The sequence below is a fragment of the uncultured Hymenobacter sp. genome (assembly GCF_964242765.1).
In the GTDB taxonomy this organism is placed as follows: domain Bacteria; phylum Bacteroidota; class Bacteroidia; order Cytophagales; family Hymenobacteraceae; genus Hymenobacter.
In genome coordinates this window covers 1-18,972 of sequence record NZ_CAXTBM010000084.1, presented here as the reverse complement: position 1 = coordinate 18,972, position 18,972 = coordinate 1, and the positions used below count along the sequence as shown (strand labels likewise).

Below are 18,972 nucleotides of genomic sequence, written 5' to 3'. Positions count from 1 at the left end.
CCAGGCTTAGTTCGGTTCGACCAGCACGGCCGTTTTCTCAAAGCCTACCGCACCCAAAACACTAACCGGCCCACAGACAAGTTTACGTATCTGCTCTACGACCGTCGGCAGGACGTGCTATGGGCCAGTACCCGCAATGCCGGCCTGCTGAAACTGCGCCTACTGCCCGACTCCCTGGCCCTGCTGCGGCATTTTCAGTACAACAGTGAAGACCGTAACAGTCTGCAAGTGAACTACGCTTGCCCGCTGCTGCTAGACCGGCAGGGTACCCTCTGGATTGGGTCCATTGGGGGTGGGTTGCACCAACTTCGTACCGATGCCCAAGGCCGGGAAATTATCCGGCGCTACAGCCAGTGGCTACCCGAAACCGACATCGAAAGCCTCCTGACCGACGAGAAAGGCAACCTCTGGATTGGCGGTGGGGGCCTCTACTGCTTTAACCCGACCACTCGAAAGTATTTGCACTACGATGCTGCCGATGGATTGCAGAATTATTCGTTCAAGGTCGGTTCGGCGTATCGTAGCCGCAACGGCACCTTGTATTTCGGCGGCATCAATGGCATCAGTTACTTCAAGCCCGAAACCATTCTGCCGAATCCTTTCCCGCCCGATGTCCGCATCACCGGGTTGCGCCTGGCGGGCCGGCCGGTGGCGGTGGGCGAGGTAATCAACAACCGGGTACTGTTGCCGCTCACCATTGCCCGGCTGCAAAAGATTGAAATCAAAGATGCCGAAAATGATTTCGCACTCGATTTTACGGGCTTGAACTACGCCAATCCGGGCAAGAACCGCTACGCCTACCTGCTGGAAGGCTACAACGACCGTTGGATCCAGATTCCGCCCGGTCAGCGCACGGCCAGCTTCGCGAACTTGCCCGCCGGCGACTACACGTTGCGCGTGAAAGCCAGCAACGGCGACGGTATTTGGTCGAAGCAGCCGGCCACGCTGCACCTGACGGTGCTGCCGCCCCGGTGGCGCACTTGGTGGGCCTACGTGCTGTACGCGGCCGGCATACTGGGGGCGCTGGCGCTGTACCGCCGCATGGAAATGCAACAGCAGGCCGCGCAAAACCAACTAACTCTCGACCGTTTTCAAGTAGCCAAGGAAAAGGAAGTGCTTACGCTGAAGCTGGATTTCTTTACCAACGTTTCGCACGAGCTACGAACGCCACTTTCCCTGATCCTGGCACCCATGGAAGAACTGATGAGCGTGGCCGGGCAACTCGGTGGGTTGAAAGATAAAGTGCTGCTTATGCACCGACAGACGCGCAAACTTCTCGGCTTGGTCAACCAATTGCTGGACTTTCGCAAAGTGGAATCGGGTCATATTCCGCTGCGCGCCAGTTGCAACGACGTGGTTGGGTTCCTAACCGAAATCTTCGTCATCTTCAAACTGAAGGCGGAAGAGCGGCAGGTAGAGTACACGCTGGTAGCTCCTACGGAGGCTGTACCGCTGTATTTCGATTCTCGGCAGTTGGAAATCGTGCTAACCAACCTCTTGGCCAATGCTTTCAAGTACACCCAGGAAGGCGGCAAAATTCAGCTGACGGTAACTGTCGTCGGCAATCCGGAACACGAAGGCCTGCTTCAACAGCAAAAGTTGCAAGACAATTACCTGGAAATTGAAGTGCGGGATTGGGGCGTCGGTATGAAGCCTACCGACCTGGACCGCATCTTCGATATGTATTACCAAGCTTCCCACACCGACACCCTGCGCATGGTTGGTACCGGCATCGGCTTATCGTTGGTAAAGCAGTTGGTGGAGCGGCACGCCGGGGAAGTGAGCGTGCAAAGCCAGGTGGGAGCAGGCACCACGTTCACGGTGCGGTTGCCGTTTGGCAGTGGGCACCTGGCCGCGGCGGATTTGGTTACGGAAGTATCGTCTGCGCCGGGAGAAACCACGTTTACGCCCGCCGTTTTTATGGAAGCCGAGCAGGATGCCGCCTTCACGCCGGCCCCGGCGCTACCAGATGGGGCCGGGCAATTGCTCGTGGTAGAAGACAACGAGGAGATGCGCGCGTATCTGCGGCAACTATTCGAGCCGGCTTTCGACGTAACGGTGGCCGCCGATGGTGCCGAAGGCTGGAAAAAGGCTCTGGCCCTGCTCCCTGATGTAATTATCAGCGACATTATGATGCCCCGCAGCAATGGGTTGGAGCTGTGCCAGAAAATCAAGCAGAGTCCGAAAACCATGCACATTCCCGTTCTGCTGCTCACGGCCCGCACGGCGGCTATGCACGAGCAAGAGGGCCTGGAAACCGGCGCCGACGACTATTGCAGCAAACCCTTTAACCCGAAGCTCCTGCAAGCCAAAGTAGCGTCGCTGTTGCACAACCGCCACAAGCTGCGCGACTATTACCAGCGCCAAGCCCTGCTCCAGCCATCCGAAATAAACATGCCCGACGCCGATAAGGTGTTCCTGGAAAGCGTCTTACGCATCGTGGAAGCACACCTCGAAGAATCGGAATTTACGGTGCCGTTGCTGGTGCGGGAAATGGGCATGAGCCAGTCGGTGTTCTACCGCCGCCTCAAAAGCATTACCGGCCAGTCGGTAGTCGAGTTTATTCGGGATGTGCGCATGAAACGCGCCGCCCAGCTCTTAGCCGATACGCAGTTGCGCATCACGGAAGTAGCCGCCCAGGTAGGTATCGACGACAGCAAAAACTTCCGGAAGATGTTCCAAAAAACCTACAGCATGTCGCCTTCCGAGTATGCCAAGCAGCACCGCGCCGCCAGCAAATCCGCCAACTTGCTCAGTGAAAGCGCCTAAATTAGGCTTTGTCGGAGAAGTGCTCTTCAACTGTCATTCCGAGCGGAGCAAGGAATCTAGAGGCTACTCCCAGGCGGTATTCCCAGATTCCTCGCCTCACTCGGAATGACAGAAGATTGGTTTGTGACTTTTCAGACACAGCCTGGTTAGCTGAGGCTCGGTGTGGAAAGTAGATAATAGGAAGCCCGCTCCGTTGCTGCTTGCAAGTCAGCAACAAAAAACCGCAGCCTGCTAGGCTGCGGTAGGTACTTCGAGAACAGCAAACCAAGCAGGAAGTAGTGTGCTTGAAGCTTGCAACGCCCTGATAAGGTTCAGATTAGAGCTTAAGCGGTCTGCGGCATCAGGCGCAACACCAATCCATCGAGTTGCTCAGTAATGCGAATCTGGCAGGATAGACGGCTGCCGGAACTCAAGACGGGCAAGCTTTCCAGCATGGCCATTTCATCGTCGCCGGGTTCGTCTAAGTCGGGGCCGCCGAGCACCTCAATGTGGCAAGTGCCACACAAGGCCATACCGCCACACGTAGCCTGAATGTCGTAGCCGCTGGCTTTCAGCAACTCCATCAAATTCAAGCCCATATCAGTAGGCCCTACCACTTCCGTGCGCTGCCCAGGGGCTTCCTCCACGTAAACGCGTACTTCGTCGGTCATATTTTTTCGGTTGTCAGTTGCCAGTTGTGCGTTGTCAGGTGCTGAAATGGCCCATTGAGTGAACCGCAACCAACAACGCACAACTGGTAACGGATTACAGTGTTGGTACCCCGTTGACAGTGGTGTACTTGAGCACGTACTTCTTATCGGGATTGATGTACTTAAAGGCCCCCTGGCACATGAGGGCCGCTTCGTGAAAGCCGCACAAAATCAGCTTCAGCTTGCCAGGATACGTGTTGATATCACCAATGGCGAAGATGCCCGGCACCGATGTGGAGTAGTCCACTGTGTTTACTTTCACGGCGTTATCTTCCAGCTCCAAGCCCCAATCTTCTATCGGACCAAGCTTAGGGGTGAGGCCAAACAGCGGGATAAACGAATCCACATCCAGCATTTCGGCGGTGCCATCGTTGGCGGTGATGGTCACGGCATTGAGCTTGCCGTTGCCGTGCACGTGCGTTACGTTGCTGCTCAGTACGAGGCGGGCCCGGCCGGCTTCGTGCAAAGCTTTCACCTTTTCGGCCGAGTCGGCGGCGCCGCGGAAGGTGGTGCCGCGGTGCACGAGCGTTACCTCCTTGGCTACGTCGGCCAGGAAGATAGTCCAGTCGAGGGCCGAGTCGCCACCGCCAGCAATGACGAGGCGCTGGTCGCGGAACGTTTCGGGGTCGCGCACCATATAGAACACGCCTTTGCCACTCTCATAGCTTTCCAGGCTCTCAATGGCGGGCTTGCGGGGCTCAAAAGAACCTAGGCCACCGGCAATAGCAATGGCCTTGCACATGATTTCGGTGCCGTCGGTGGTGAAGAGCTGAAACGAGCCATCTTCGAGCTTGGCAAAACGCTCCACCCGCTCGCCGAGGGTGAACGTGGGATGGAAAGGCTCGATCTGGCGCATCAGGTTGCGAACCAAGTCGCCGGCTAGAATGTCGGGAAACCCCGGAATGTCGTAAATCGGCTTCTTAGGGTAAATCTCGGAAAGCTGCCCGCCTACTTGGGGCAGTGCGTCCACCACGTGGCAGCGCAATTTCAGCAATCCGGCTTCAAATACGGCGAACAGCCCCACAGGACCGGCCCCGATAATACAGATATCGGTGGAAATGGAATTCATCAGCGAAAAGTGAGAACAAACAAACGGTGGCCGAGGCCCCGTACGTAACACGCAAAGTCCCCAAAACGTTGGGATTAACCGTATATACGGCTACAAAGATAGGCAGCCCGCCCCAACCCTGCACCGGCTTTGTGACTCAGGCCGCCAAGCCCAAACGGAAATTATCCAGAAAAGCCTCGGCTTCCGCCCGGTCGGTAAACAGTTGCACCGGCAGCTTCGTCTGCTCCCGCAGCACCCTGCTGATTTGCTGCATATTAAAAACCGTTGGGTGGACTTCCGCCACTATCCCAACATGGGCTTCTAGCCAAAGGTGATGCAAGCGTAGGTAAAGGGGCATCAGCCGCACATTAGGTCCAATTCTACAGCGCGCATCGCAGAGCACAGTGAAGTTGACCTTCATATACGATAGAGCCCGTTGCCAGTCGCTCAAGAAGAAAGGCAAATCAATAGCCAAACTTAGTTCTTCAAACCGCTCACACGTAACCCGGTTACGGTCTTCGTCTACCGTAATCTGGTACTCTAAATGAAAAGCAACTAAGATCATTTACTGTGTATCGTATTTGTATAAATAACAGATTCTGTCATAATTAAATTCAAGGAGTATCACACTTGATAACCAAGGATTATCAGGTAAATAGTGTATTAAAATGCAGTTTTTCAGACACTTGGTAATTAATTTGCAGACTTGTTCTATCAGTGATTGACGTGTTAGTTTAAAATTTTGTACAAGGTATAGATATAATTATTTTATGTAATCTTTAGTGTTTGTGCCGAGCAATTTATAACAGCCTTATAGCGAGAACCATGGTTTACCATGGCTTCGCCCTGATTACTTATTCGCGGTACGAGAAGCGGAGCTAAGCGAAGAAAGCTGATTCGGGTGCTTCACAACCAGAATGCCTAGACGCAACCTTAAAAAGGCAGAATCTTCCGTCTCGTCGCGGTAGGACCGAAGCCGCTCACCTAACAGCAGCAATTAACTGCTTTAGTCGGCACACCGCAATTCACACGCAACAATCTGGATTGTAGCTGAATAGATTCTGCGAATTGCTCATGCAAGCTAATGGCTTAGGCTTGGGGCTCGTACTTGGTTTTGATAAAGGCCAACATTTCTGGAATATCCGCGTGGTCCTGTGTGGCCAGACTCTTCCAAAGTACCTCTACAAGCAGCATCAACAAGCGAGCTTCCTTTTCGGGTTGCTGATAGCCTAGTTGCTGGAAAGCGGTGGTGAGCAAACCTGGCAAGGGCTGCAAAAACCGCTCATGTTGGGTGCGCGCCACTGCTACATCGACCAATCGATTTTGCAGCTTCCAAAAGGCAGGCTCTTCCTGCACCAGCGTGTAAGGCAAGTCGATAATTCGGTAAATCAGCTCCAGTGGCGCATTCTCAGGCAGCCGTCCGCGGCCTTGCTCAATGATGCGCTTGTAGCCGCTGCGGATGATGTAGTCGAGCAAATGGTCTTTGTTGCCGAAATGCTTGAAAATAAGAGCTTCTGATACTTCAGCAGCCTTCGCAATCAACGCTGTAGAGGTATTCTCGAATCCTCTCTCCGCGAACAGTTGCAAGGCTGCCTGAGCAATAAGTTGTTTGCGGTTCATGGCCTAAAGGTAAAGCGCAACATTTGGATGTGTACACTTCCGCTGCGGGATATGCCCGCCGGGGCGGGTCTCGGAAGTCCAACTTATGCGGGGGAAGCCTAAAGCGGCACCTTGGTAGCGTACGCTCGAGCTTCCATTGTATTGTTGATGAAAAGATAAGTAACTGATTTGCAGAGCAGCTTTCAATCGCCGGAGGCAAGTACGCGCTTATTATTTTCTGTAAGTGTTGAAACAGATTGCTGATATGTAAGAAAAAAGTACTTGAAAAAACAAGGTTTCTGCTGCTCTGATCCGTCTACCAATCGGAGCGCCGGTTGCTGATGAGCAACGGGAGAGTTTCCAGCACTCACACTTTTTCTGTTAGTGTCCACAGCATCAGCATCATGAAAACTAGAACCTTATTCTTGGTATCTCTAACTGGCGTTACTCTTGCCGCCGGAGCCATTCTATCACAGGGGTGCCCGCGTGTCACTGCCGAAGTGGAAATGCTGGCTCCAACTCCTGTTGTCGGTCCATTGCGCCACCTGCCGGCTGCTACGGTGGGCCGGGTTTGGACAGTGTACGTGCAAAGTGGCAGCCATATAAAGCGTGGTCAGGTGCTGGCTAAACTACTTGTACCGTTGCACACTGTAAGCCAGCAGCAGGCCGAAAACGAATTCCAACGAGCCAAACAGCACTACAGCCAACTGCTCGGCACTAAACCAGAACTAGTTCCAACGCAAGCAGTGGAGCAGGCCTACAAGCAAATGGTAGCGGCCCGCCAAAAACTGGCAACTGCGCCCAAACTGGTAACATTTGTATTCATTCAGGCGCCAGTTGATGGTGTTGTGGCCCGCATACCAGCCCCTGCTGGTAGCTACGTCACCGATTCCAGTACGATAGTTAGTATCGGATCAGCGTCCACATCCCCGTTTGAGGTAGCTGATAACTAAGAAGTGGCCTGCCAAGTCGCACTGTAGATTTTCGGTTTCATTCGGTTTCAAGCCTCCTACCTTAGCTGTTCGACTACGTGAAGCTTTGCTCTTCTATTTCCTAGGTCACTACCTACGTACTAGTAGAACCTGACCATTATAGCCAAAGCTTTTCCCTGTGGCCAGCCACTCGTTTGATGAAGATTAAGCGGTGGCAAACCAGTTGTTCGATACTATTCGGCGCATGCTGGCCACCATGTATCTAAAGCTGCGCAGTTGTTTTTTAACTATGCATCTCAATAAGTAAGGTAATACTTAACAAGTACTTAGAGGAGACAACCTTGTGCATTCTATATTTATAGCATGAGCTTAGAAATAAATCAAACGCAACCAGAGCCAACGTACGATGATGCCAATACTGTCATTAGCTCTGAGGCAGTAGGCTCCGTTGAACTCAACGTGGTTGCTACTAGCAGCAAGCGCCACAAATTGAGTGGAGCCGTGGTATCAACTGCAACTAAACTGCTACCATTGGTGCAGCTACTCGAAACTATACAGCCTCTCGTAACGAACGAATCGGTTTTTCACACCCGGCGACTCAAGATTAACGCTCAAATTGCTCTTGTTTACGAGCAACTAAAGGACGAAAGACCAAAGCGGAAGGCCTTGCTAGTAGCCTTCAAAACAATGGGCGACTTAGTGCTGGAAGAAACACGGGATATAAGCAAAGACGAGTTAAAGCAGGCCGCGAAAGAAGTGGTGTTAGCAACCCTCAAAAACGCACCTGCTATTATTAGTGCTGCCCACCAAGCCAAATTGCTTTCTTAGTAGACGATGAACTCTATTTCCTGCTGATTATGCAGACAAGTATATAATTGCATTTTATAAACATTATATAATTTTGTAGGTTGCAAGCAGAATTTTACCTCTCGTTTTATATGCTTTTAGCTTTGTTACTTCCCGGCCTCAGTTTAATACTAACTGGTCATTTATACAAAGGCATTCTGTGTACTTTCCTACAAGCAACCATCGTTGGGTGGCTGCCAGCCGCTATATGGGCAATCTTGGTGCGAAACGAGAATGTCGTTGACAATCAACTCAGTGAAGCACCAGTAGCAATTGAAGTTAAACAAGTGCTAGCTTGAAATTTGACACAGCATTAGATACAGTATTTACCCTCATAGCCTGAGCGTATCCGCCGCGTGTTCATAACCTGTGGTTCATAGCTTGTGCTATAGAAACAAAAAAGCCCCTAGCATGCTGCTGAGGGGCTTTTTGGTGGTCGTGTAAGGAGTCGAACCTTAAACCTTCTGATTCGTAGTCAGATGCTCTATCCAATTGAGCTACACAACCATTTTCCTTTGCGGAGCACAAAGATAACAGCTTAAATTCTAGTTCGGCAAGCTTGGTAGCGCATTTAGATTGAAATTCTTGCTTATTACACTGCAAGCTGTTGAAAGTCAGTTTTAAATTTTTACTGCTCTTTACCCGCACTACCGCTCAAAGCTCGCTTGAGGGCGCGGTTGAATAAGAAGTAAAGACCAAATAAAGAAATAGCCACTAGCCCGATCACAAGTAGCTTGCCGGCTGTGCCGGTATCAGGGTCTTGTAGGAGAGAGAATACGTCCTGGGCTTTAGTACCAAGCCAGTAGAAAAATAAGCTCCGCGGCAACATTCCCATCACCGAAGCCAACAAAAAGCGCCGTCGGTCTACACGCATCACAGCCAGCACGAACGTCATCAGGGCAAAGGGAAGTACCGGCGAGATGCGCGTCAGAATAATGAGCTGCCAACTGTCGTGCTTGAGTTCGCGCATAACAGCTTCGGCTTTAGGAAAATGATGGAGAAATTGCAACATTTTACCGTGGTCGAGGGAGGCGGCTACTTGGTAGCCCACCAGCGCAGCCAGTGCGTAGGCTAGCACCATACCCGCCAAGCCTGTCCAACCCAGATAAAAGCCCGTGACTAAGGCTACAAACGTGGTAGGCGTGATGGCAAAAGCCATAGTGCAGGCAATAATGCCGAAGTAAAGCAGGCTTTGACCTAACGTCAGGTGCTCTAGCAGCGCCTGGTTGCGGTAGAGCACATAACTGAGCGAGGAACTGCCCACCACGGGTAGTGCCACCAGCAGAAACATGGAAAGCAGGGTGGAGGCGTTCTTTTGAAAAAGCTCGCGGAGAAAAACCATAGGCATTGAAAGCAATCGGGCCGGCTCTGTGCGGCCGGCCCGAAGGTAAGAACGTAAGAACGACGCGGAAGGCTACGCTAGCGGCGTCAGTAACTTAGTCATTAGTGATTTTGCTGCCGAAGAAACGACGGATAGCAGCTCCGCAGCCTGCAACCAGCGCCAGGATAATCTTCCAAAACTTGGCCGCCAACGCCAAGAAGCCAACTTTAGCAAGCACTTTTCCTGCTACGAGCCCGCCAATGCCATAAGCCGCTACCTCGTCAAGTTCGGGGTTGAAGTCGGCGTATTGCTGCCCTTTAGCCAACTCCACACTTTCGATAACGGCCGGAATGGTGCTACGAATTTCTGGCAGCTGCGTCATTTCCCCAATAGCTTGGAGGTTCAATACCCCCTTGCGACCTAACAGGCGCACGTTGTAGTTGAGTGTGGTCGTGGGAGTGCCACTGAAGCGCAACTCCTTGGCCCAGTGCAGCACGTTGAGCTTGGCATCGTAGTAGGGTTTGGATGCCCACCCTACTAGCATGACACGCCCAAAGCCAGCCGCTTCGCGCTCGGCGTTGCCTTCTTCGGTGTCGTCCTGCATCTCCTTCAGCAAATCGTCGTAGTCGATGTCGGCGGCATCATCGTCTTCAACATAGCCCGACGGATCGTACTCTAGGGCGAAAGCCCAGTTGTTGTAGTCCAGTGGGCCTCGGTCGGCTGGAAATAGCATACCGAGTGATTCGCCAGTAGGATTGCCCCAAAGCTTGGTTAGCACATATTCGCTTTGACGGGCATCGAGATAACGGAAACCTTTAGGAACATCGAGGGAGCCCAGGTTATTAGGGAAACTGATGTGTCCGGTTTGGTAGTGCAGCGTGGCTTGCACCGAATCGATGTAGACCTGTTCGCGGTCCTCAACAGAATCAGGCGGCGTGGGGGTAGCAAAAGAGGCGAGACGGATGCCTGCAAAAGCTATGCATAGTAGAAGTTTTTTCAAGCGGATAATTGGTAGAAAATGAACATAATTTTATCAACAAGATATGAATAGACCGATAAAGCTCAGGCATAAGAAAACTTGCTAATTGAAATAAATATTCCGACACCGAGCTATCTGCTCATGTTGCTTGTTGTAAAGACCGCGCAAAAGACTTTTACCTTTGCTGCCTCGCTCACCCACCTACTCTAGACTCGTAAGACCCTACATGAAATTCGGAACCAAAGCTATTCATGCCGGCGTGCATCCTGACCCCGAAACCGGGGCTATTATGACGCCCATCTATCAAACCTCGACTTATGTGCAACGCTCGCCCGGCGACCACAAAGGCTACGAGTACTCCCGCACGCACAATCCCACCCGCACGCAGCTCCAAAACGCAGTAGCTGCACTGGAAAATGGCAAACACGGCCTCGCCTTTGCCTCCGGCATGGCTGCCATCGACGCCATTGTGAAGCTGTTGCAGCCCGGCGACGAAGTAATCAGCACCAACGACCTGTACGGCGGCTCCTACCGCATATTTACCAAGGTATTTGCCAACTACGGCATCAAGTTTCATTTTGTGCCCATGCACGACATGCAAGCCGTGGAAGCTGCCGTGACCGAGCGTACCCGGCTGATTTGGGTGGAAACGCCGACCAACCCGCTGCTCAACGTAATTGATATTGCGGCCGCGGCGGCAGTGGCCAAAAAGGCCGGCGCGCTGCTGGTAGTTGACAATACGTTCTCGACGCCCTACCTGCAAACTCCGCTGGACCTAGGCGCCGATATGGTGATGCACTCCTTAACCAAGTACATGGGCGGCCACTCCGACGTGGTGATGGGAGCTATTGTAGTGAAGGAAGACGAACTGCATGAGCGCCTGCGTTTCCTGCAAAATGCCTGCGGCGGCACCCCCGGCCCGCAAGACTGCTTTTTGGTACTACGCGGCCTCAAAACGCTACACATTCGTATGCAGCGTCATTGCGAAAATGGCCGTGCCGTAGCGGAATATCTGAAAGCTCATCCGAAAGTGGAAAGGGTATTCTGGCCCGGCTTCCCCGATCATCCAAACCATGAAGCCGCTGCTCGTCAGATGCGCGACTTCGGAGGCATGATTTCCTTCGTGCTGAAGGGCGACAAAATGGAAGATGCCGTGGCCGTGCTCGAAAAGCTGGAATTGTTTACCCTAGCTGAAAGCCTGGGTGGGGTCGAAAGCCTCTCCGGGCACCCGGCCAGTATGACCCATGCTAGCATCCCGGTGGAAGAGCGTCGCAAAGCCGGCCTCTCCGACTCCCTGATTCGGTTAAGCGTGGGCATCGAGGATATCGAAGATCTACTTGAGGACCTGCGGCAAGCTATTGGCTAATGCGGAAGTACTGGCTTGTAGGAAGTCTTGGCTTGCTGCTTGGAGGTAAGTTTTCTGCCGCAGCCCAGCGGCCGAAAGAACCAGATGTGCCTTTCGGCCGGGCCAATACTGTGCTGGTGCAAACCGCCACTAGCTCGGATTCTGTGCTTACGCAGCTTCGTCACCACCTGGCTACCCACGGATTTGTGCTCGATAGTTTAGATAAGACCCGAGGCCTGCTGACAACGCGCGTGCAGGCCTCGTCCCAGACAGTGGCCGGACGGATGAAGATCCGGGCCATTCGAGTTGGTGAGGTCTGGAAATTGACCGGCCTCTATCTTATTCCCGGACCGTTGAACAGCGGCGCCACGGCATTTCCGGCTGAATTCCTGGGACTGGAAAGCGCCCCCAACAAAACGGCTTTTCGCGAAGTGATAGCTGCCGCGCACGCTATACCGCGGGGCACACTGCGCTACAGCCGGGGAAAGGTCCGGTTCGGAGCCTTTACCAAGCTAGAGGACGCGCTGAAAATGCCTTGGTGAACTGGTCTGATTCAAGTAATCAAAAAGCCGCCTGTTCAGTGATGAGCAGGCGGCTTTTCGCTGCATTAGCAGCGGAAAACAGTGGCGCCACTGCCCGTTTAAGTATGGCTGTTACGCAGTAAGTTGCCCAGGATGCTGCAAAGTAGCTTTTGCTGCCTCAGAAAACCCTGTTTTCAGGCAGCCAATTCGGTGCGTAACCGCAGTTGATTGTAGTCACAAAATAAATCAGCAACTCATTCGTCCCCGTTGAAACGCAGTAAGAGCTTCGTCTCCTAGTCTACTTCGTTTACTTCCTCATGAAAACTCCTTCCCGCTTCGACGGCAAAAAGTATCTGAACACCGTGCCCACCACCATGTCCTCGGATTACGGGCTAATGTTGCGCCGACAATTCCTGGGCAAAGAAGAGCGGGTGCCACGCCGGCCACTAGGTCCGTTTCAAGCCGACGCGACGGTTTTGGCCGAGCCTGTACCGGCAGAAGCATTGCGCGTGACTTGGTTCGGACATTCCAGCACGCTCTTAGAGCTTGATGGTAAACGGTTTCTTACCGACCCAGTCTGGCGGTTGCGGGCCTCGCCGGTAGCTTTAGGCCCAAAGAGGTTCTTTGCGCCTCCGTTGCCTCTCTCGGAGTTGCCGCCGCTTGATGGCGTACTTCTTTCTCACGACCACTACGACCACCTCGACAAAGACGCCATTCGAGTGCTGGCCCGCCAGGGCACCCCTTTTTTCTGCCCATTGGGGGTAGGAAACCACCTGCGCCGTTGGGGGGTGGCCGCGGCCCAGGTTCACGAGCTGGACTGGTGGCAGGAAATTGCAGTCGGGGCAGAGCACACGCTGGTTGCTACGCCTGCTCGGCACTTCTCCGGCCGCGGCCTCACCCGCGACAACACCCTTTGGGCTTCCTGGTGTATCATCGGGTCGGCCCATCGGGCTTTTTTTGGCGGCGACTCCGGCCCGTTTGAAACGGGCTTCCTGGAAATTGGGGCAGCCTACGGGCCTTTCGACTTAGTGATGCTGGAAATAGGCGCTTATGACAACCAGTGGGCCGCTATCCATATGGGCCCCAATGAGGCACTAGTGGCACATCAGGCCCTGGGCGGTGGAGCCTTGTTGCCCTTGCACTGGGCTACCTTCAACCTGGCTTTTCATAGTTGGCACGAGCCTGCCGACAGTTTAGTGGAAGCTGCTGGTCCCAACACACCCTTGCTGCTGCCCGCGCCAGGGCAACGCGTCAACGTAGCGGATGGGCCGCTGCCGACGTACTGGTGGCGCTAGGTTGTTTCACCTAGAAATGATTCCGATGCTTGAATTGGCGTCGAGCCTGTAATACGCGAAGCCTCCGCCTGCGGGATTCGTTGAGTATGTGCGGTAGCGCAGAGCGAAGTTGCTGGCAATTCCAACTTGGCAATGAAATTTCTTGGACTGCACCCAGGGAAGTGCGCGGTATTAAAATACTGTGGCTACATTAGACAAAATCCGGTGCCTTCCGGAAGAGGCCGATTGACCTTAGTGCTGCACATAGACGCCGGTAACTGCGTCCCCGACCCTTTACTTCAACCTTTACCACCGTTTGTATGAGTAAAAATCTATTCCTGTTCTTGGGACTTTTTCTGTTGGTCCTGATACCCGGCTTCGCCCAGAATATCACCGTAACTGGCCGTGTAAGCGGAACCGGTGGACCCCAGCCCGGCGTGACGGTGCTGCAACAAGGCACCACCAATGGCACTTCCACCGATGGGGAAGGCCGCTACCGCATCGAGGTGCCGGGTGCGGCGACCCTCGTGTTTTCTGCTGTGGGCTCGGCCAGCCAGCAGGTGCCCGTGAATGGCCGAACTACTATTGACGTGCGCCTCGCTGATGCCGCCACCGACCTGAACGAAGTCGTAGTAACCGGGTCGCGCGCTACGGAAGGCCGCTCCAACATCCTCACCACGTCGCCCGTCGATGTGATTTCGGCGCGCGAGATAAAGGCTTTCGCCCAAACCGATGTTGCCCAGATTATGACGTATGTCGCGCCCTCGTTTCAGTCGTCGCGGCAGGCTATTTCCGATGGCACCGACCACGTGGATCCGGCGTCGTTGCGCGGCTTGGGTCCGGATCAGGTGCTGGTGCTCGTCAATGGCAAGCGGCGGCACAGCTCGGCCCTAGTCAACATCAACGGCACGGTTGGCCGCGGCTCAGTAGGCACCGACTTAAACGTGATTCCCAACGCTTCCATCAAGCGTATTGAGGTGCTGCGCGACGGGGCGGCGGCGCAGTACGGCTCCGACGCTATTGCCGGCGTCATCAATATTCAACTCAAAGACGATACCACGGGCATTCAGGCGACGAGCACCGTGGGTGAAACCTACGAGGGCGACGGCCGTCTCTACCAAGCCGACGCCAACGTGGGCATCGGCTTGGCCGGACGCGGCTTCGTGGACTTGAGCGGGCAATTCAGCAACCGAGGCTACACCAACCGCTCCGGCGTTGATACGGCGCCCCTCATCTACCTAGGCGGCAACAGCGGCAACTACCCCGGTGGTACTGCCGCCGATACCGAGGCGGAGCGCCGCGCCCTAAAGGCTGAAGATGATGCGCTAGTGGCGCAAAACGGCTATGACCGGCGTAACCTACGCCTGGGGCAGTCAGAGTCGCGCAACATTGGCGGCTTCTTGAATGCGGGCTACAAGCTGTTGCCAGCTATTGGGCTGGAAGCCTACGTAACGGCTGGCGCCACGCACCGCACCGGCAAAGCTGCCGGTTTCTACCGCCTGCCCAACCAAGTCACGCAGGTTGACCTGAACTTGTATCCGAACGGTTTTCTGCCCTTCATCAACACCACCATCGACGACCAATCGGTTATTGCGGGGTTGCGGACTACGGTGGCGGGTTTTGATGTGGATTTGAGCAACACCTTCGGCCGCAACGAAATCCGCTTCGACATCAGCAACACCCTCAATGCCTCGTTGGTGGGCTATACGCCCACCAATTTCTACGCGGGCACCATTGCTTTCCGTCAGAACACCACCAACCTGAACTTCACGCGGCGCTTCACCGACGTAGCCGCCCTGAGTACCCTCAACGTAGCTTTTGGGGGCGAATATCGCAACGACAACTACCAGATCGAAGCTGGTGACCTTGGGTCGTATGTGTACGGCGGCCGTCGCGTAAACGTCACGCCGACCTCAACGGGTACGCCGGCCGCGGCGGGCGCGCAGGTGTTTCCAGGTTACCAGCCTTCCGATGAAGTGGACCGCTCGCGCAGCAATGTGGCCGGTTATATTGACTTGGAAAGCGACCTGACCGAGAAGCTGCTGGTAGGAGTAGCCGGCCGCGCCGAGCGCTACAGCGACTTTGGCTCCAACGTGAGCGGTAAGCTCTCGGCCCGCTACAGCATCTTGGAGCAGTTAGCTGTGCGGGGAACGGTGGGCAATGGCTTCCGGGCTCCTTCGCTGCAACAGCGCTACTTCACCAACACCAGCACCCAGTTTGTGCAAGGCAACGCGCAACAGGTCCTTACCGTGAACAACGACAACCCCATTGTTCGTAACAGCTTCACCGCAGGCGGAACGGGGCAGCAGGGCTTCGGTATTCCGGCCCTGAAGCAGGAAAAATCGGTGAACTATAGTCTCGGCGTGACGGCGCGGGCGTTGGAAAGCTTCACGCTGACCGTAGATGCGTATCAGATTGACATCGACGACCGGATCGTGCTTTCGTCGCAGTTCAGCCGCACCAATCCTACGGTAGCCACTATTCTGGGTACGTTGCCCGTGAGCCAGGTGCAGTTTTTTGCCAACGCCGTTGACACCCGCACCCGCGGCATTGATATTGTCGCCAATGAGCGGCTGCCCCTCGGCGTAGGCCGCTTAGGCTTGACGGTAGCCGCTAACTTCAACAAAACCGAAGTGCAGCAGGTCCGCAGTTCCTCCACCATCGACAACGACCCGACCCCAGGCGCAATCAACTTGCAAAACACCTTGTTCGACCGGCAGCAGCGGGGCCGCCTAGAAACTGCGCAGCCCCGCAGCAAAATCAACCTGACGGCTAGCTACGCGGTAGGCATCTTCGGCGTTGAAGTGCGCACGGTACGCTTTGGGGCAGTGGAATACAAGGATGCGCGCCTCGGCAGCCCCGACGGCAACCCTAATTTTCTCTACTCGTCCATCGACCAAACCTTTGGAGCCAAATGGGTAACCGACTTAACCGTGAGCGTGCAGCTTCTAAAGGAAATCGGGCTGACTGTTGGGGCCAACAACCTCTTCGATGTGTACCCTGACAAGTATAAAATCGACGCTCGCAACAACCCCAACAACTTCTCTGTCGATCCGCTGCTGAACTACAACTCCAGCCTCGACAACACCAACCGCGGCCGGACCATCTACAACCCCAATCAGTTCGGTTACAACGGTGGCTTCTACTTCGCCCGCCTGAGCGTAACGCTGCCAACAACTAAGTAAGAGTGGTTTCTTATGACAAGCAAAAGGCCGGTTCCCACGCGGGAACCGGCCTTTTGCTTGTTGATATTGTTTGAACTTGATCCTCGCTTTAAGCGAAAAAACTGTTTTTACCGTCGAAGCAGGCGGCAAACGTAGCCGCCGCTAGCGGACCGGGCGAAATATGTACCTGCCGCTACATCAGCCGCTGGAAGCCATTCTACGCTGCCATCGGGACGGCTCTTGAGCGTCGTGACCAAGCGGCCCAAGTTGTCGGTGATAATTACGGGTTGAACGGTGGCGGTGGGGAGCGTGAATTGCACCCGGTCGTGGAAGGGCAGGGGGTACGCTGACAGTATCTGCGGGCGGCTGGCATGGGTAGCCAAGATTTGGTTGGAGACCAGAAAGGTGATGGTGCGCACCTCGTACCCGTTCAGTGGGCAGTTACTATCGGCTACCGTTACGGCGAGTGTATACCGGCCCAGTGGGAGGGCAGCGGGTACTTGCCAGGTAAGCACTCCCTGGTTGTTGCCTTGCGCTTGAAAGGAAGCACCCGGAATAACCGCCGCTACATCACTGCTCAACTGTAGGGTCTGGCCCGCATCCGGGTCGGTAGCAGTAAGCGTCAACGATACTGCTTGGCCGGGACGTACCACAACAGCCTGGTCAACGGGCTGGGCGGCCGCGGCGCCTGCCACCTGTAGGCTGCTAATAGTAGGGTGACGGTTGATGCTGGGGTTGAGCACACTGTAGGGAACGTCGCGAGTTACCTGGCCAATCAGGGTCCAGGTGCCATTGAGGCGGCGATATTCATCTATTTGTACTGGCACCGAATAATCTCCTACCTGCGTAACAGGTGTCGTAAGCAACTCACCGTTGATAGCATTCAAATTATACTGCGGGACGGCCATGCCATTAACTGCCTGAAACGACAAAATCGGAAATGCTACGGTGAATTGACCGGCTGGATAAGACACCATTTGCCCAGTAACTGGGTCCTGAAATTGGCCAGCCGGATAAGTTGCATATTGAATGGGGATACCACAATTTGACGCTGCCAATATAGAGCTAGTAGCCGGTTGTACCGCTCGGTACACTAGCGAGTCGCCATCGGGCTCGAAAGCACTAAAGCTGTATCGATACGGCTGATTGAGGGTCAAGTGATACGGCAAAGTGAAAGAGGTGAATCTGGGAGACGAGTTTTGCAGACCACTAGAATTATCTAAGAAAGCACTCAGGTACAAAGCGTTAGTAAGTGGGTTTGTCAAATTATTGCTGTAACTACGACTCTCCAACACAGTGCTAATTTCCCATCGGCCTGGAGAGAGCGTAACTACCGCTTCGTATTCACCTATTAAGTAAAGCACCGCGCCAGCACAACCCAGTCGCCTAGAAGAAGGCTGTATGCGGTTGACTCGCATGGAGAAGCTGCCAGGAGTTGATCCTGAACACCCGTTTAACGCGCAGTTTAATATAATAGAAGACTGATCTGGTACACCATTGCCGGGGTCGCGAGCGTAGATCCGAGTCAGGACTTGATACTGCGAAGCAGAACCTTCGATATACGTGTACGATAGGTCGCCCCCTAAAACGTGTGAGGCGTTAGCAGTTAGGTAGGTTCCTAACCAGAGGCCTACAGCAAGCAAAGAACGGAAGAGTAGAGAGGTAGGCATAAGCTTGAGTAGGACAAGAAGTGGATGTAACTGCTACGCAGTATAAAAGAGTAAGGCCAACCCTAAAAGGTTGGCCTTGAAATTTATAAGTTGAAAAATGATAGATAAGTTATGCTAAACGCTGGCTCCTTACTTGCTAGCTGCCGGCGTGGTTGAGTTGCTATCCAAGATCTTGAGCAACTCGTTGAGCTTAGGCGTGAGAATAATTTCGGTACGACGGTTCAGCGCCTTATTGGCGGGCGTGTCGTTGGCGGCCACCGGGACGTACTGCGAGCGGCCCGAAGCCGTAACGCGGGCGGCTGGTATGCCACCTACGGTCAGCAAACGGGCTATTTCCGTGGCGCGTAGCACGCTTAGGTCCCAGTTGTCTTGCATGGCGGCAGTGGGGCGGCTGAAGGGCACGTTGTCGGTGTGGCCTTCCACTACCACGTTCACGTCGGGCTGGGCCTTGAGCGCAACGGCTAGTTGCTTGAGCGCCTCTTGGCCTTTGGGGTCTACTTTGGTGGAGCCGGTTTTAAACAGAAGCTGCTCGGAGAGCGACACGTAGACTTTGCCGTCCTTCATGCGAACTTGTAAGTCGGTGCCCTGGAAGCCGCGCAGGGCGTTGGCAACGCTGGCCCGCAGGTCGTTCACGGCTTTATCTTTCTCAGCCAAGGCCTTCTCTAGTTCGGCTAAGCGCGCTTCGCGGGTTTGCAGGTCGGCGTTCAACTTGTCGATATCGGCGCGGTTTTTCTTGAGTGAGGTGTCTAGCTCCCCAAGTTCGGCTTCGCGGCGAGCCAAGTGGCGCTGTGGCTCTGGACCGGCTTCGGTCTCGC

General features: G+C 54.3%; 15 protein-coding genes and 1 tRNA gene. 7 read left to right on the top strand and 9 right to left on the bottom strand.

What is annotated here, in order from left to right; translation table 11 throughout:
• Window positions 1–2,769: ATP-binding protein (locus tag ACFE7X_RS22560; RefSeq protein ID WP_375437944.1), on the top strand; the 2,769-nt coding region annotated here is incomplete at its 5' end.
• Between the two features lie 323 nt (window positions 2,770–3,092).
• Here the strand turns inward: ACFE7X_RS22560 and ACFE7X_RS22555 are convergent.
• From ACFE7X_RS22555 to ACFE7X_RS22540, 4 genes are all read right to left on the bottom strand, one after another.
• Complete coding sequence (locus tag ACFE7X_RS22555; RefSeq protein WP_375437943.1) at window positions 3,093–3,419, bottom strand: 2Fe-2S iron-sulfur cluster-binding protein; 327 nt, start codon at window positions 3,417–3,419, stop codon at window positions 3,093–3,095.
• 94 nt (window positions 3,420–3,513) lie between these two features.
• Entirely contained in the window at window positions 3,514–4,527 is a 1,014-nt protein-coding gene (locus ACFE7X_RS22550) for an NAD(P)/FAD-dependent oxidoreductase (RefSeq protein WP_375437942.1), read from the bottom strand.
• Between the two features lie 136 nt (window positions 4,528–4,663).
• On the bottom strand, window positions 4,664–5,071 hold the full coding sequence (locus ACFE7X_RS22545) for a hypothetical protein (RefSeq protein ID WP_375437941.1): 408 nt from the start codon (window positions 5,069–5,071) through the stop codon (window positions 4,664–4,666).
• A gap of 524 nt (window positions 5,072–5,595) precedes the next feature.
• Window positions 5,596–6,126 (bottom strand): TetR/AcrR family transcriptional regulator, encoded by a 531-nt coding sequence (locus ACFE7X_RS22540; protein ID WP_375437940.1) that lies wholly within the window; start codon window positions 6,124–6,126, stop codon window positions 5,596–5,598.
• Between the two features lie 383 nt (window positions 6,127–6,509).
• Here ACFE7X_RS22540 and ACFE7X_RS22535 point away from each other — a divergent pair, with 383 nt between their 5' ends.
• Both ACFE7X_RS22535 and ACFE7X_RS22530 read left to right on the top strand, forming a co-directional pair.
• Window positions 6,510–7,058 (top strand): efflux RND transporter periplasmic adaptor subunit, encoded by a 549-nt coding sequence (locus ACFE7X_RS22535; protein ID WP_375437939.1) that lies wholly within the window; start codon window positions 6,510–6,512, stop codon window positions 7,056–7,058.
• A gap of 342 nt (window positions 7,059–7,400) precedes the next feature.
• On the top strand, window positions 7,401–7,865 hold the full coding sequence (locus ACFE7X_RS22530) for a hypothetical protein (protein ID WP_375437938.1): 465 nt from the start codon (window positions 7,401–7,403) through the stop codon (window positions 7,863–7,865).
• Between the two features lie 448 nt (window positions 7,866–8,313).
• On the opposite strand, the gene ACFE7X_RS22525 is transcribed toward ACFE7X_RS22530, so the two are convergent.
• From ACFE7X_RS22525 to ACFE7X_RS22515, 3 genes are all read right to left on the bottom strand, one after another.
• A tRNA-Arg gene (locus ACFE7X_RS22525) sits at window positions 8,314–8,390 on the bottom strand.
• A gap of 121 nt (window positions 8,391–8,511) precedes the next feature.
• On the bottom strand, window positions 8,512–9,225 hold the full coding sequence (locus ACFE7X_RS22520; RefSeq protein ID WP_375437937.1) for a TVP38/TMEM64 family protein: 714 nt from the start codon (window positions 9,223–9,225) through the stop codon (window positions 8,512–8,514).
• Window positions 9,226–9,319: 94 nt separating this feature from the next.
• Entirely contained in the window at window positions 9,320–10,204 is an 885-nt protein-coding gene (locus ACFE7X_RS22515) for a DUF2167 domain-containing protein (protein WP_375437936.1), read from the bottom strand.
• Between the two features lie 205 nt (window positions 10,205–10,409).
• Here ACFE7X_RS22515 and ACFE7X_RS22510 point away from each other — a divergent pair, with 205 nt between their 5' ends.
• The 4 genes from ACFE7X_RS22510 (at window position 10,410) to ACFE7X_RS22495 (ending at window position 16,508) form a co-directional block, all read left to right on the top strand.
• Entirely contained in the window at window positions 10,410–11,549 is a 1,140-nt protein-coding gene (locus tag ACFE7X_RS22510; RefSeq protein ID WP_375437935.1) for a cystathionine gamma-synthase, read from the top strand.
• A complete protein-coding gene (locus tag ACFE7X_RS22505; RefSeq protein ID WP_375437934.1) occupies window positions 11,549–12,070 on the top strand; it encodes a hypothetical protein in 522 nt (173 codons plus the stop codon). The genes ACFE7X_RS22510 and ACFE7X_RS22505 overlap by 1 nt, the downstream gene beginning before the upstream one ends.
• Before the next feature lie 296 nt (window positions 12,071–12,366).
• Window positions 12,367–13,344 (top strand): MBL fold metallo-hydrolase, encoded by a 978-nt coding sequence (locus tag ACFE7X_RS22500; protein ID WP_375437933.1) that lies wholly within the window; start codon window positions 12,367–12,369, stop codon window positions 13,342–13,344.
• A gap of 299 nt (window positions 13,345–13,643) precedes the next feature.
• A complete protein-coding gene (locus tag ACFE7X_RS22495) occupies window positions 13,644–16,508 on the top strand; it encodes a TonB-dependent receptor domain-containing protein (protein WP_375437932.1) in 2,865 nt (954 codons plus the stop codon).
• 107 nt (window positions 16,509–16,615) lie between these two features.
• On the opposite strand, the gene ACFE7X_RS22490 is transcribed toward ACFE7X_RS22495, so the two are convergent.
• Window positions 16,616–17,464, bottom strand: coding sequence for an Ig-like domain-containing protein (locus ACFE7X_RS22490; protein ID WP_375437931.1), 849 nt, complete (start codon window positions 17,462–17,464; stop codon window positions 16,616–16,618).
• Window positions 17,465–18,286: 822 nt separating this feature from the next.
• Window positions 18,287–18,972, bottom strand: a 686-nt coding sequence (locus ACFE7X_RS22485) for an OmpA family protein (RefSeq protein ID WP_375437930.1), incomplete at its 5' end; no start/stop codon positions are given.

Excerpts from the sequence above, each read along its gene's own strand:
- ACFE7X_RS22545 (WP_375437941.1), bottom strand. The coding sequence starts at position 5,071 with ATGATCTTAGTTGCTTTTCATTTAGAGTACCAGATTACGGTAGACGAA.
- ACFE7X_RS22490 (WP_375437931.1), bottom strand. The coding sequence starts at position 17,464 with ATGGTGTCTTATCCAGCCGGTCAATTCACCGTAGCATTTCCGATTTTG.
- ACFE7X_RS22555 (WP_375437943.1), bottom strand. The coding sequence starts at position 3,419 with ATGACCGACGAAGTACGCGTTTACGTGGAGGAAGCCCCTGGGCAGCGC.
- ACFE7X_RS22495 (WP_375437932.1), top strand. The coding sequence starts at position 13,644 with ATGAGTAAAAATCTATTCCTGTTCTTGGGACTTTTTCTGTTGGTCCTG.
- ACFE7X_RS22535 (WP_375437939.1), top strand. The coding sequence starts at position 6,510 with ATGAAAACTAGAACCTTATTCTTGGTATCTCTAACTGGCGTTACTCTT.
- ACFE7X_RS22510 (WP_375437935.1), top strand. The coding sequence starts at position 10,410 with ATGAAATTCGGAACCAAAGCTATTCATGCCGGCGTGCATCCTGACCCC.
- ACFE7X_RS22505 (WP_375437934.1), top strand. The coding sequence starts at position 11,549 with ATGCGGAAGTACTGGCTTGTAGGAAGTCTTGGCTTGCTGCTTGGAGGT.
- ACFE7X_RS22520 (WP_375437937.1), bottom strand. The coding sequence starts at position 9,225 with ATGGTTTTTCTCCGCGAGCTTTTTCAAAAGAACGCCTCCACCCTGCTT.
- ACFE7X_RS22500 (WP_375437933.1), top strand. The coding sequence starts at position 12,367 with ATGAAAACTCCTTCCCGCTTCGACGGCAAAAAGTATCTGAACACCGTG.
- ACFE7X_RS22540 (WP_375437940.1), bottom strand. The coding sequence starts at position 6,126 with ATGAACCGCAAACAACTTATTGCTCAGGCAGCCTTGCAACTGTTCGCG.
- ACFE7X_RS22550 (WP_375437942.1), bottom strand. The coding sequence starts at position 4,527 with ATGAATTCCATTTCCACCGATATCTGTATTATCGGGGCCGGTCCTGTG.
- ACFE7X_RS22530 (WP_375437938.1), top strand. The coding sequence starts at position 7,401 with ATGAGCTTAGAAATAAATCAAACGCAACCAGAGCCAACGTACGATGAT.